The organism is Kitasatospora sp. NPDC091276 (genome assembly GCF_040684355.1).
Classification (GTDB): Bacteria; Actinomycetota; Actinomycetes; order Streptomycetales; family Streptomycetaceae; genus Kitasatospora.
Genome location: NZ_JBFBFU010000010.1, coordinates 60001 through 74142, shown reverse-complemented (window position 1 = coordinate 74142; position 14142 = coordinate 60001). Strand labels below are relative to the sequence as shown.

Annotated in this window: 7 protein-coding genes; all 7 read right to left on the bottom strand. The window is 73.1% G+C overall.

All coding sequences use genetic code 11. The features are described 5' to 3' along the window. Positions 1 to 20: 20 nt before the first annotated feature. The gene (locus AB0O19_RS14775; RefSeq protein ID WP_363583424.1) at positions 21 to 779 is read right to left on the bottom strand and encodes a thioesterase domain-containing protein; all 759 of its coding nucleotides are present in this window, start codon (positions 777 to 779) and stop codon (positions 21 to 23) included. A gap of 54 nt (positions 780 to 833) precedes the next feature. Further along, entirely contained in the window at positions 834 to 2069 is a 1236-nt protein-coding gene (locus AB0O19_RS14770; protein WP_363583422.1) for a cytochrome P450, read from the bottom strand. Further along, complete coding sequence (locus AB0O19_RS14765) at positions 2066 to 4144, bottom strand: non-ribosomal peptide synthetase (protein ID WP_363619640.1); 2079 nt, start codon at positions 4142 to 4144, stop codon at positions 2066 to 2068. The genes AB0O19_RS14770 and AB0O19_RS14765 overlap by 4 nt, the downstream gene beginning before the upstream one ends. Before the next feature lie 4 nt (positions 4145 to 4148). Next, positions 4149 to 4529, bottom strand: a complete 381-nt coding sequence (locus AB0O19_RS14760) for a nuclear transport factor 2 family protein (RefSeq protein ID WP_363619638.1) — start codon at positions 4527 to 4529, stop codon at positions 4149 to 4151. A gap of 103 nt (positions 4530 to 4632) precedes the next feature. Beyond that, a complete protein-coding gene (locus AB0O19_RS14755; RefSeq protein ID WP_363619636.1) occupies positions 4633 to 7779 on the bottom strand; it encodes an amino acid adenylation domain-containing protein in 3147 nt (1048 codons plus the stop codon). Continuing rightward, on the bottom strand, positions 7776 to 12053 hold the full coding sequence (locus AB0O19_RS14750) for an amino acid adenylation domain-containing protein (protein ID WP_363619634.1): 4278 nt from the start codon (positions 12051 to 12053) through the stop codon (positions 7776 to 7778). Before AB0O19_RS14750 ends, AB0O19_RS14755 begins: the two co-directional genes overlap by 4 nt. Next, on the bottom strand, positions 12050 to 13801 hold the full coding sequence (locus AB0O19_RS14745; protein WP_363619632.1) for a condensation domain-containing protein: 1752 nt from the start codon (positions 13799 to 13801) through the stop codon (positions 12050 to 12052). The genes AB0O19_RS14750 and AB0O19_RS14745 overlap by 4 nt, the downstream gene beginning before the upstream one ends. Positions 13802 to 14142: the final 341 nt, after the last annotated feature.

The following is a 14142-nucleotide window of genomic DNA, read 5'->3' as shown; positions in this document are numbered from 1 at the left end:
GGTGCCAGAGGGCGCAGGTGTCAGGGGGTGCCGGACCGGGTGGGCGTCAGGTCCGCGACCAGGAGCGCCAGCAGGTCCGTCGGCGCCTCGATGAAGCGGTAGTGGCCTCCCTCCAGGAGTTCGAAGGTCGCTTCGCCGCACGCCGACCAGCCGGTCATCAGCGACGGCTCGATTCCCGTGTCCTCCGTCCAGCCGATGGCGGTGATCGGGCACGGCAGCCGGACCGGCTCGGCCACGTGGTACCGCTTGTTCATGTCGACGTCGTTCCGCAGGACGCCGAGGTAGAGCGCGAGCAGGCTCGGTTCCAGGGTGCCGCCCAGTTCCGCGACGAGCTGGCGCAGTTCGCCGGCCAGCTCGTCGTCGTCCATGCCGAGGAAGCGGCCGTAGGGGCCGTCCTGCGGCGCCACCTCGGCGGAGACGAACACCCGGGTCGGGGCGGGGCAGCCCCTTTCGACCAGCCGTACGGCGGTCTCGTACGCCGCCAGCGCGGAGCCGCAGTGCCCGAACAGCGCGTAGGGACGGTCCAGGTAGGGGCGCAGCGCCTCGCAGAGGTCGTCGGCCAGTGCCTCGTAGGTGGTGTGGGCGGGCTCGCGCATCCGGTTCTCCCGGCCGGGCAGCTGCACGGGGCAGACCTCGACGCCGTTGACCGATGACGGCCACTGGCGGTACATGCTCGCTCCGCAGCCGGAGTAGGGCAGGCAGAACAGCCGTGCCGGTGCCACCGGCGACGGCTCGCGCAGGAACCACTTGTTGCGGGTACGGGCCGTCGGAGCGTTCACTGATGACCTTCCGGGTGGGGTTTCTTCTCGGGTGGGGCTGCGGTGGTGCACGCGCTAGCGGGTCCGCGCGGTGATCGGCAGGTGGGTGAAGCCCGCGATGATGTTCGAGCGCATGCGCCGCGGCGTCCCGGCGAGTTCGAAGCCGGTGAACCGGCCGAGCAGTTCGGCGAACAGGATCCGCAGGGCCACCCGTGCGACGGTGTGTCCGATGCAGTAGTGCGCGCCGACGCCGAACGCGATGTGCTTGTTGGGCCGCCGTCGGATGTCGAAGGTGTCCGGGTCGGCGAACACGGTCTCGTCGCGGTTGGCCGACCCCAGCCACACGACGACCGCGTCCCCCGCGGGGATCGGCACGCCCCGGACCTCGACGTCGCGGGTGGCGTGGCGCATGAAGTGCTGGGTGGGCGAGGCCCATCGCAGGGCTTCCTCCACGCCGCTGCCGAGCAGCTCCGGGTGTGCCGCCCAGTCGTCCAGGACCGCCGTCCCGGCCAGTTCGACCATCGCCGCGATCGGCGGCTGGGCGGTGGTGACGGTCGCACCGAGCAGCAGGCTGTAGCAGTTGGACACGATCTCGCCCGGCGACAGCCGCCGTCCGTCCAGTTCCATCGTGAGCAGCACGCTGATCAGGTCGTCACCCGGTGCGCGCCGACGCGCGGTGACGATGTCCTGGAAGTAGGCGAACAGTTCGCGGTGGGCGGTCACGAGGGTGGCCTGCGGTCCGGCGGCGAGCTGGAACTCGGGGTCGTCCGCGGCGATGCAGGCGTGGGCGAGTCGGACCAGCCGCGGCCAGTCCTGTTCCGGCAGCGCCATCATGGTGCCGATCACCGCCATCGGCAGGGTGGCCATGGCGGCGGCGAAGTCGAACGGGCCGCCGTCGGCCAACGGCCGGAGCAGTTCGACGATGACCCGGCGGATGGCCTCCCGGTCGTTCTCCACCGTCTTGATCGACAGCGCCTGTTGCAGCGGGCCGCGCAGGTGCGCGTGCCGGGGCGGGTCGGTCACGGCCATCTGCCGGCCGCCGGCGGGGTCGCCCTGGCCGAGGAGGTTGAGCAGGGTGCCCTGTTCGGAGGTGAACGTGTCGTGGTCGCGGAGCACCCGGTTGGCCTCGGCGTAGCCGACGACCGACCAGTAGCCGATGTCGCCGACCGGCTGCCAGCTCACCGGGGCGTGGCGGCGCAGCCGTCGCCACACCTCGTGCGCCCCGCCCGAGTGGTACAGGTCGGGGTCGATCAGGTCGACCGGCTGCGGGGCGAGGACCGGGCATCGCGGGGTGGGGGGAACCGCCGTCATCGGGGCTGCTCCTGCCGTGCTCCGTCGGCCGGGCCACCCGCCGTCAGGCCGTCCGGGCGCGCCGCCGGGCCGTCCGGGCCCGCCGTCCGCATCCGGGCGGTGAGGGCCGTCGCCAGCTCGGCGACGGTCGGCGACAGGTACAGGATCTGCGCGGGGAGGTCCACGTCGAACTCGCGCTGGGTGGCGACCAGGAGGTCGGTGGCCAGCAGGGAGTGCCCGCCGAGGTCGAAGAAGTCGTCGTCGACGCCGACCGGTTCGATGCCGAGGATGTCGCCCCACAACTCGGTCAGCCGCGTCTGCACCTCGGTGACGGGCGGGACGTACTCGTTGGCCACGTTGCGCGGTACCCGGGTGGCGGTGGGCAGGGCCCGGCGGTCGATCTTGCCGTTGCGGTTCACCGGCAGCTCGGGACGGACGAGGATCGCCCAGGGGATCAGGTAGCCCGGCAGCCTGTCCCGCAGCTCGTGGCGCAGCCGCCGACCGAGGTCGGCGTTACCCGCCGGGTCGGACTGCGCGGGCACGACGTAGGCCAGGAGCCGGGTGCCGCCCGCCGGGTCGGCCTGCGGCAGCACGACCGCGTGCCGCACCTCGGCGAGCCGTTCCAGCTCGACCTCGACGGCGCGCGGTTCGGCGCGGTAGCCCTGGACCTTGACCTGGTCGTCCGCGCGTCCGACGAACTCCAGCGTGCCGTCGGGCAGCCATCGCACGAGGTCGCCGGTCCGGTACATCCGGGCCCCGGGCTCGCTCCCGAACGGGTCGGGCAGGAACCGTTCGGCCGTTGCGGCCGGGCGCCCCAGGTAGCCGCGGGCCAGGCCCGCCCCGGCCACGTACAGTTCGCCGCACTCGCCGACGGGCACCGGCCTGAGGTCGCCGTCGAGCACGGCGACCCTGGTGCCGCTGATCGGGCGGCCGATCGGCACGCTGCGCAGCTCCGGGAGGGTGCTGCTGGTCCAGCAGGTCGTGTACGTGGTGTTCTCCGTCGGCCCGTAGCCGTTGGTGAAGAGCAGCTCCGGGTAGCGGGCCAGCAGGTGCTGGACGTGGCCCGGCGAGGCCACGTCACCCCCGGTGAGGACGTGCCGCACGTCGGCGAACGCCTCCAGGTGGGAACTCACCATCTGGTGGAAGAGCCCGGTGGTCAGCAGCAGGACCGTCACGCGCTCGGCGCGGACGACGCGCGCCACGTGCTCCAGCGTGATGGCGACCGGGGGGAAGAGGACCAGTCGGCAGCCGTTGACGAGGGGGGCCCAGATCTCGAACGTGGACGCGTCGAACGCGACCGGCGCGAGGTGGAAGAAGACGTCCTCGGCGCGGACGTCCACCCAGTCCGCACCCCGGACGAGCCGGTCGATCGCCCGGTGGGGCACGCCGACGCCCTTGGGCTCGCCGGTGGAGCCCGAGGTGTAGCTGACGTAGGCGAGCCGGTCCGGGTCGCCGGGGCGGGCCGCAGCCGCCGGCCCGGTGGCCGGCTCCTGCGCCGGGCCGCCTTCCGTCACCGTGACGACGGTGTCGGGCAGCTGCTCCCCCAGGGCCTCTCCGGCGATCACCATGCCCGCGCCGGCGTCCTCGAGCAGCAGCGCGTGGCGGCCGGCCGGGTCGTCCGGTTCGAGTCCGAGGTACGCCCCGCCCGCGATGAGGACGGCGAGCAGGGCCACGATCAGCTCCGGCGACCGCGGCACCAGCACGCCCACGACGTCCTCCTGCGCCAGTCCGGCCGCTCGCAGCCGCCCGGCGAGCCGGTTGGCGCGGTCGTTGAGCTGCCGGTAGGTCAGGGTCCGTCCGTCGCAGGTGACGGCGGGCGCGTGCGGGGCCCGCTCCGCCTGTTCGGCGACCAGCTCGTGGATGGCCCGCGCGTCGAACGGTGGCCGTCCGCTGCCGACGAACGCCGGGATGTCGGAGGTGAGGACCGTCTTGGTCAACTGCTTCCCGCTTTCCTGTGCTGAAGTGTCCCCGTCGGGGTTGAACGCGCGACCGCGTGGGCCGTCGCCGTGGCCGTCGCCGTCGCGGTAGCCGTCGCGGTAGCCGTCGCGGTGGCCGCTGCGCAGCACGTGGTGCGCGGTGTCACCGGGTGCGTCCACCGCCTCAGACCGCCGGCACGTGGAAGAAGGTGTCCCGCGCGGCGATGCGGCCCTGCGGCGTCATCCGGAAGAAGTCCGCGAACCGCAGCTCGACCTCACCGCCGTCGTGCAGCACGCCGCGGAACAGGCCGTGCACCGCCACCTCGTCGTCGGTCGTGACCACGGTGGCCAGGGTGTGCACGCCGGTGCGGATCACCCGCTGGTCGCGGTAGAAGCGTTCCAGTTCGGCGTGCCCGACCATGGGTTGGTACCCGGGGCGGTGGTAGCGGGCGTCCGGGGTGAACAGGGCGACCAGCGCGGGCACGTCCCCGGCGTCGACGAGCTGGTAGTACCGGCGGACCTGGGACACCCCCAGCGCCGGTGCCGTCGGGGTTTCCGGGGCCATCGGGGTCTCCGGTGTTGCGGGTGTTGCCGGCGGTGCCGGCGTTTCGTCGGGATGGGAGAGGGTGTGGACCATGCCGAGGTGCTTCCTGTGATCGCTTGATCTGTCAGAGTCGTGTACGTGGTGAGAGAGCCGGTACGGCCGCGGCGTCCGGGGCGTCCTCGAGCGCTTCGACCAGGCGCGCCGGCGTGGGTGCCTGGAACAGGGCGCCGAGGGTGAGTTCACGGCCGAACCTCACCCGCACCCGGTTGACCAACCGGGTCGCGAGCAGGGAGTTGCCGCCCAGCGCGAAGAAACCGTCGTCGACGCCCACCGCGGGCCGGCCGAGCACCTCGGCGAACAGCGCGCACATCGTCTGCTCCGCCGGGGTTCGCGGCCCGGGCCCGGACGGTGCCGGTGCGAGGTCCGGGACGGGCAGCGCGGCCCGGTCGATCTTGCCCCTGGGGGTCAGGGGGAAGGCGTCGAGCGTGACGATCACCGAGGGCACCATGTAGTCCGGCAGCACCGCGCTGGCGTGCTCCCGCACCGCCGCCGGGTCGAGCCCCGAGTCCCCGGCCGGGACGACGTAGCCGATCAGACGCCTGCCGGGCGAGGCTCCCGGGCCGGCGACCACGGTCGCCTGGGCGACGGCCGGGTGCCCGGCCAGCACCGCCTCGATCTCGCCCAGTTCGATGCGGAAGCCGTGGAGCTTGACCTGCTCGTCCGCGCGGCCGAGGAACTCGAGCTCCCCCTCGGCGTTCCAGCGGACCACGTCGCCCGTGCGGTACATCCGCTCGCCCGGGTCGCCGAAGGGGCACGGCAGGAACTGGCCGGCCGTGCGGCGGGGGTCGTTCAGGTACCCGCGCGCCACGCCCGCACCGGCGACGTACAGCACGCCGGCCACCCCCGGCGGCACCGGCGACAGCGCCTCGTCCAGGACGTACACCCGCCTGTTGTCCACCGGTCGGCCGAGGGGGACGACGTCGGGCACGGGCCGGCCGGGGCGCAGCACCCTGCGCGTGGTGAACGTGGTGGCCTCGGTCGGGCCGTAACCGGCGACCACCACGGAGTCCGGGCACCGTGCCAGGACGCGCCGGACGGCATCGGCCGGCACGATGTCACCGCCGGTCCACACCTGGCCGACCCCGGCCAGCGTGCCGGGTGACTCCTCGGCGAACACCCGGAACAGCCCGGCCGTCAGCCACAGCGCCCCGACCCGGTGGTCGACGATGAGCCGGTGGAGGTCCGCGAGCGCCAGCTCGCCGGGCGGGGCCACGACGACCCGGCCCCCGTTGAGCAGCGGCACCCACCACTCGTAGGTCGAGGCGTCGAAGGCGTGCGGGGAGTGCGCGAGGACCCGCGGGCCGTCCTCTTCGCGCCAACAGCGTTGCGCGGTCAGGCTGATGACGTTGCGGTGGGTCAGGGCCACCCCCTTCGGCGTGCCCGTGGACCCGGAGGTGTACAGGACGCACGCCAGGTGGTCCGGGCGCAGCGGCACGACGGGGTCGGTGGCCGGCTCGTCGGCGAGTCCGGGGTCGGTGTCGACGACGACGACCGGGGTGCCGTGGGACAGCGCGTCGTCCCGGGTGGCCCGGTGGGTGAGCAGCACCGCCGCCCCGGTGTCGTCCAGGACGCGGCGCAGGCGGGCCGTCGGGGCCCGGGTGTCCAGCGGCACGTAGGCGCCGCCGGCCTTGCTGATCGCCAGGACCGACACCACCACGTCGGCGGAGCGTTCCATGAGCACGGCCACCGTGCTGTCGCAGCGGACGCCCAGGGCGATGAGCCGGTGGGCCAGCCGGTTGGCCCGGTCGTTCAACTCCGCGTAGGACAGGGTGGTTTCGCCGCACACGACGGCGGGCGCATCGGGCGTGCGCGCGACCTCGGCCGCGAAGGCCAGCGGCACCGTCGGGTGCGGGAGCGGCTGCGTGGTGCGGTTGACGGCCACGACGGTCCGCTGCCGTTCCTCGGGGGTGAGGAGGTCGGGCCGGCCGATCGGCCGGTCCGGGTCGGCGGCCACCGCGTCCAGGAACCGGAGGAACCGCTGCTGGTGGGCGGTGAGTTCGGCCTCGGAGTAGAGCGCGGGGTTCGCGTCGACGTCGAGCCGAGGCGCGGTGCCGTCGGAGCGGTCGTAGACGGAGAACGAGAGGTCCTCGACCGGCCCGTTGGACAGGTTGTGCACGGTGGCCCGGACGCCCGCGAAGTCCAGGTGGTAGTAGAAGGACATGATGTTGACGAGGGGCCCGAACAGGACCCGCTCCGACCGGGCCGGATCCAGTTCCCTGCGCAGTTCCTCGCTGCGGTGGCACTGGTGCCCGCGCAGGGCGGCGACCTCCTCGGCCGCCTGTCGCGCGAGTACGGACAGACCCTGTTCCGGGTGCACGCGCAGCCGCAGCGGCACCACGTTCGCCACCATGCCGGGGACGGCCTGCACGGAGGAGCCGGTGCGCCCGGTCACCGGCATGCTGAGCACGATGTCCCGTTCGCCGCTGAGGCGGTGGAGGTACGCGGCGACCGCTGCGGTGAAGGCGGTGGGCCAGCTCGCCCCGGCGGGCCGCGCGGCCCGCCGCAGCGCCGCGACGGTGGGCGCGTCGAGGGTGCTGGTACGGCGCAGGAAGCCGTCCGAGGCGGCCGCCGAGCGGCTGGCGAGGCTGACGGGATCCGGCCGGCCGGCCAGCCGGGCCGCCCAGAACGCCCGGTCCTGTCCGGGCTGTTCCGACGCGTGGTAGGCGGCGTCGTGCGCCAGCAGGAGGCTCAGCGGTCCGAAGGCCGGCCGTGCCCCTCCCCCGCCCTCGACCAGTCCGGTGTAGGTCTTGGCGACGCGGCGCGCGATGAGCGACATGCTGAAGCCGTCGACCACGATGTGGTGGACGCGCTGGTACCAGAGGAAGCGGTCCGGCGCGACGGCGAACAGGGCCTGGCGGAACAGCGGGTCCCGGGTGAGCCCGACCGGTGTGGACAGGTCGGCGCGCATCCAGCGCTCGGCCGCCCGCAGCGGATCCGGTGTCGAGGTGAGGTCGACGTGGTCCATCGACCAGTCGGGCGACGGGGTGACGACCTGCCGGGGGCCCTCGGCACCGTCGGTGAGGCGAACGCGCAGGGACTCGGTCTCGTCCACCACGCGCCGCACGGCCGTCTCGAACAGCTCCGGGTCGATCGGCCCGGGGATGTCCACGTACTCACCGGTGTTGTAGACGGGGCTGCCGGGGCGCAGGTGGTGGGCGAACCAGATGCCGGACTGCGCCGACGACAACGGCAGCTCGTGTCCGTCGCTCATCCGAGCTCCTCCAGGACGGCCGACAGCGCGTCGGCGAAGGGTGCGGCGTGGGGCGGCGACAGCATGTCGTGGTGGTTGCCGGGCACCTCGACCACGCTCAACGCCCCCTGAGTGCGGTCGCGCCACCGGGCGGGGACCACGACCGGGGCGGCGAGCACGGGGTGCGCCTCGGCGCTCGTGAACAGGTGGATCGGTGTCCGCAGCCGCGCGGTCGACCGGTAGCGTCGGGCGGCGTCGCCGTTGGTGGTGAAGACCCGTACCATGCGCCGCAGTTGTTCGGTGCGCACCCGCAGGGGAAGGCGCTCGCCGACGTGCGCGTCGTGGAGCAGCAGGGAGAGGGCGTCCTGCTCGTCGAGCTCGTGGAGCTCTCCGACGGCTCCGGTGGGCAGCCCGGAGGCGAGCGCGAACCGGGCCGTCCCGTGCGCGTCGTGGCCGCCGGGCCCGTCGGTGGGCCCGTGGTCGGACTCGGCGGATCCGCAGGTGGATCCGTCGGTGGAGCCGTCGGTGGAGCCGTCGGTGAAGGCGGGCGCTCCGACGTCGATGATCCCGAGGAATCCCGGGGGGTTCCCCTCCTCCTCCAGCAGGCGGGCCATCTCGAAGGCGACCAGCCCGCCGAAGGACCAGCCGGCGAGCAGGTACGGGCCGTCGGGCAGGACGGACCGCAGCTCCCGCAGGTAGCGCTGCGCCTGCTCCTCGACGGTGGCCAGTGGCGGCTCGTCGGTGTTGTAGCCGACGGCCTCCAGGCCGTAGACGGGCCGGCCGCCGGCGAGCGGTTCGGAGGGGTGCTCGGCTGGCTGTTCGGCGGGGTGCTCGGCCAGGCGTTCGGTGAGGTGCTCGGCCAGGTGGAGGAAGGAGCACACGTCGCCGCTCTGCGGGTGCACCAGGATCAGCGGCGCCCTGCGGTGGTCTCCTTCGGCCAGCGGGACCACGAGCCGGCGCAGGGCCTGCGAGGCGTTGGGCAGTTCCGCGCACAGACCTTCGACGGTGGGATGGCGGAACACCGTGTTCAGCGGCACGGTGACCCCCCACTCCCGCCGGATCGCCTCCACGAGCTCGACCGCCCTGAGCGAATGCCCGCCCAGCGCGAAGAAGTCGTCCCGGACGCCGACCCGCGGGGTGCCCAGCACGCGCTCCCAGATCCTGGTCATCAGGAGTTCCAGCAGGTCCCGCGGCGGTAGCGCACCCGCCTCGTGGCCGTGGCGGGCCGGCTCGGGCAGGGCCCCGCGGTCCACCTTGCCGTTCGTGGTCAACGGGATCCGGTCGAGTGCGGTCAGCGTCGTGGGCACCATGAACTCGGGCAGGGTCTCGCGCAGGGAGCGCCGCAGGACCGCCAGGTCACCGGGCCGGTCCTGCCACACCAGGTAGCCGGCCAGTTCGGCGTCCGTCCCGGTGCCCCGCACCGTCACCGTGGCCCTGGCGACACCGGGCTGCGCGCACAGCGCGGCCTCGATCTCGCCCAGCTCGATGCGGTAGCCCCGGATCTTCACCTGCTCGTCGGTGCGGCCCAGGAAGACCAGGCTGCCGTCCGGCAGGTACCGCGCCAGGTCGCCGGTCCGGTACAGCCGGCCGCCGTCGGCACCGAACGGATCGGGCACGAAGCGCTCGGCGGTCAGCCCCGGCCGGTTGGCGTACCCGCGGGTGACGCCGACCCCGCCGATGTGGATCTCGCCCGGTACGCCGACGGGCACCGGGGCGCCGGCCGGGTCCAGCAGGTAGATCCGGAGGTTGCCGAGCGGCCGGCCGATCGGCACGGACCCTCCCGGCCGGGCCAGGTCCCGGTCGGCGTCCACGCGCCGGGTGACGCAGCCGACGGACGCCTCGGTGGGACCGTAGCCGTTCCACAGCGTGGAGACCCGGTCGAGGAGCCTCCGGGCCAGGGCGGGCTGGAGCGGTTCGCCCACGCAGATCGCCTGGAACCGGCCGCCCTGCCATCCGCCGTCCAGCAGCAGGAGCCAGGTGGCCGGTGTGGCCATGAGCGTGGTGACGCCGAACTCGCGCATCATCTCCGTCAGGCGCGGGCCGTCGACCGCGACCTCCGACGGGGCGATCACCACGCTCGCGCCCCAGGCCAGGGGCATGAGCACCTGGGGGACGATGACGTCGAAGGAGATCGAGGCCACCGAGGCGACGACATCGTCCCCGCCGAGGTCCAGCTGTCGGCCGCGGACCACCAGGTAGTTGACCACGCCCTCGTGCGGGACCAGCACGGCCTTGGGGCGGCCGGTCGAACCGGAGGTGTAGATCGAGTACGCCAGGTTGGCGGGCGTCGCGAGCGGCGGCAGCCGGTCCCCGGGCAGGGCCGCGATGAGCCCGGCCTCGTCGTCCGTCCACACCGTCGCGGCGCCGTGCCGCGGCAGCCGGTCGGCCAGGGAGCGCTGGGTGAGCAGCAGCGGCACTTCGGCGTCGGCGAGCATGAACGACATGCGCTGCGCCGGGAGGTCCGGGTCCAGCGGCAGGTAGGCGGCGCCCGACTTGAGGACGGCCAGCAGGGCCACGACCAGGTCCGCCGAGCGCGGCAGGCACACGCCGACCAGGCGTTCCGGCCGCGCTCCCCGGGCTCGCAGGTGCCGGGCCAACTGGTTGGCCCGGTGGTCGAGTTCCCGGTAGGTCAGTCGCTGGGCGCCGCAGCGGACCGCCACCGCGTCGGGGGTCAGCCGGGCCTGCTCCTCGACCAGCTCGTGGACGCAGAGGTCCGCGGGGAAGGGTTCGTCGGTGGCGTTGGCGGCCACCAGCAGCGCTTCGCGCTCGGCCTCGGTGAGCAGGTCCAGGCGCGAGACGGGACGGTCGGGATCGCCGGCCGCGGCGTCCAGCAGCCGCAGGTAGTGGCCGACCAGCCGTTCCACGCTCGCGCGGTCGAACAGATCGGTGTCGAAGGCCACGGTCCCGGTGGTGCCGGCTGCCCCGGTCGTACCGGTCGCGCCCGTCGACCGGTCGGCTATCACCAGGCTGAGGTCGACCTTGGCCGTGCCGTTGTCGACCTCGATCTGTTCGACCTCCGTCCCCACCAGCCGGAGGGCGGCGGCCGGGTCGGACAGGCCCGCGAACATCACCTGGAACAGCGGGTTGCGGTCGAGACCGCGGGCCGGCCGCAATTCCTGCACCAGCCGTTCGAACGGCAGGTCCTGGTGCGCGTAGGCGTCCACGGCGGTGCTGCGGACCCGGTCGAGCAGTTCGGCGAAGCTCGGGTCGTCCGCGAGGTCGGTGCGGATGACCACGGTGTTGATGAACGAGCCCACCAGCGGGTCGAGTTCCGGACGGGTCCGGCCCGCGACCGGTGTGCCGACCGCCACGTCGGACTGCCCGCTGTAGCGGGCGAGCAGGGCCTGGAACGCGGCGAGCAGCGTCATGAACATCGTCGCGCCGTGCCGCCTGCCCAGCAGCCGCAACCGGTCGGCCAGTTCCTCGGGCACCGTGAAGGTGATCCGCTCGCCCCGGCCCGCGCGGACCGGTCCGCGCGGGCGGTCGGTGGGCAGGTCCAGCGGCGACAGCCCGGACAGCTGTGCGCTCCAGTAGTCCAGTTGGCGCTGCAGGCGGTCGCCGGAGAGCCGGGCCCGCTGCCAGTGGGCGAAGTCCGCGTACTGGATCCGCAAGGGAGGCATCTCGTGCTCGCGGCCTTCCAGCCGGCTCCGGTACATCGCCGACAGGTCGTCCCACAGCAGCGGCATCGACCAGCCGTCGACGGCGATGTGGTGGACGACCACCACCAGGACGTGTTCGTCCTCGCCGACCCGCAGCAGTGATGCGCGCAGCAGCGGGGCGGCGGCCAGGTCGAACGGGCGCAGGATCTCGGACTGAACGAGATCGAGGGCCAGCCGTGTCCGGCGTTCCGCGGGCTCGGTCCGGAGGTCCGTGACGGGCAGGTCGAGCGGCCGGGCCGGCTCGACCGAGGGGCTGGGGAGCCCGTCCCGCTCGGGGAAGGCGGTGCGCAGGACTTCGTGGCGCCGCACCAGCTCGGTGAGGCTGTGGCCGAGGGCGTCCACGTCCAGCGGGCCGTGCAGCCGGAAGACCTCGTGGACGTTGTACATCGCGGGGCCGTCGGACAGCCGCTCGACCAGCCACATGCGTTCCTGGGTGAACGACGTCACCTGCGCACCCGCCGGACGGGGCGGGATCGCGGCCTCCGGCTCGCCCTCGACGGCCCTGCTCCGGGCCGCGCGGACGCGTTGGTCGAGCAGGGCCCGGGTGGTGGCCGGCGTGGAACCGGCCGACGGGGCGGCTCCGGGCGCGGAACCGGTCGGCCGGCCGGGCTCGGGGCGACTGTGCTGTGCCTTCACGGGTGACGGGCCTTTCCGGCGGGAAGCGGTTCCGCTTCGGCGGCGGCACCGAGGTCCGCCAGCAACGCCGCGTCGATGCCGTCGGCGAGTTCGGCGACGGTCGGGTGGTAGAAGAGCAGGGCGACGGGCAGTTCGAGGTCGAGTGCCCGGCCGAGTCGGGACATGACCTTCGACGCGAGGAGCGAATGGCCGCCCAGCTCGAAGAAGTCGCTGTCCACGCCGTCCGGGGTGACACCGAGCACCTCGGCCCAGGTCTCCAGCACGAGGAGCTCGGTCTCGGTGGCGGGCCCGGTCTCGGTGGCGGGCTCGGGTTCGGTCTCGGTGGCGGGCTCGGGTTCGGTCTCGGTGGCGGGCTCGCCGGCCGTCTCGCTCCTGGTGGCGGGAGCGGGGCGGCTCACCCGGAGGCCGGGAGGGGTCTCCCACGCCGATATCGGCCGTTCGGGGCTGTCGACGAGCTGGTCGAGCAACACCCGGAAACCCTCGGAGAGTTGCCGCACCGTGTCGCGGTCGAAGAGGTCGGCGGCGTAGCGGATGACGCCGGTGAAGCGATCGCCGCCGTCCGTCATGGAGACCTCGATGTCGAACTTCGCCACGTCGTTCGGCATCTGGTGGTCACTCACCTCGATCCCCGGAAGGCCGGACGGGAGCGAGGGCGGCTCCTCCAGCTGGAACATGACCGTGAACAGCGGGTGTTGGCCGAGGTCGCGTTCGGGCCGGAGCTCCTGCACCAGCCGCTCGAAGGGGACGTCCTGGCGGGCGTAGGCCTCCACCGCGCACCGCCGCACCCGGGCGAGCACGTCGGTGAAGCCGGGGTCGCCCGACAGGTCGGTACGCAGGACGAGCGTGTTGACGAAGAAGCCGACCAGCGGCTCCACCTCGATCCGGGTCCGCCCGGAGATCGGCGTCCCCACCGTCACGTCGGCCTGTCCCGTGCAACGCGCGAGCAGGACCTGGAAGGCGGCCAGCAGCGTCATGAACGGCGTCACCTCGTGGGCGCGCCCCAGTGTGCGTATTCGCTCGGCGAGTTCCGCCGGGATCTCGATCTCGACCTGGTCGCCCCGGCCTGACCACACCGCGGGGCGGGTTCGGTCCGTCGGGAGCACCGACGGGCTCAGGTCGGCCAAGTGCTCGTGCCAGTAGGCGAGTTGGTCCAGCATCGCCGTTCCGGCCTGGTAGCTCCGTTGCCAGTCGGCGAAATCGGCGTACTGGACGGGCAGGTCCGCCAGGGCGATCGGCCGGCCGTCGACGGCGGCGCCGTATCCGGCGGAGAACTCCTGCCACAGCACCGACAGCGACCAGCCGTCACAGGCGATGTGGTGGATCACCAGGAGCAGCAGATGGTCGTCGGGGGCGATGCGGATCAGTCGGGCCCGCAGCATCGGAGCGGTCCCGAGGTCGAACGGGGTCGCCAGATCGGCGGCCACCAGCTCCCGGGCCCGCTGCCAGGCCTGCTCCGCGGGGGTGTGCGTCAGATCGGTGATCGTCGGCACGAAGGTCTCGACCGGCTCCGCGACGTGGCGCGGGCCGTCCTCGGTGTCGACGATCCTGCCGCGCAACACCTCGTGGCGCCGCACGACTTCGGTCAGCGCCCGGGTGAGCGCCCCCTGGTCCAGCCGTCCGCGCAGGCGTACCGCGGTCGGGACGTTGTGGTCCGGCCGGCCCGGCCGCAGCCGGTCGAGGAACCACAGCCGTTGCTGGGCGAAGGACAACAGGGTCGGAGCGTGCGCGCGCCGATCGGGACCAGGCATGACGGATCCACCTTTCACGGCGATCGGGAACGCTTCAACGCCCCGGAAATCCCCTCGCCGATTCGCTACTTGGCGAACAGTACGGCGGATACTAGGTGGCTCCCGTCTCACTCCGCAAGATCGAGAACGGGGTTGCAGGCATCAAGACAATATTTACGCCAGTCCACCGGAATCCTTATGTAGATCGAACACGCTCGACGGCTAGCATCGGCGCGGCCGGCCATGAAACCCTCTCTGACGTGCCGTCATGACTCGAATCACACACCCCACTTCCGTGGGCGGGCACCACGTGATAATTCTTCTGTCTCCAGGGGACGGCCGGGTGGACCCCTTTCATGCCG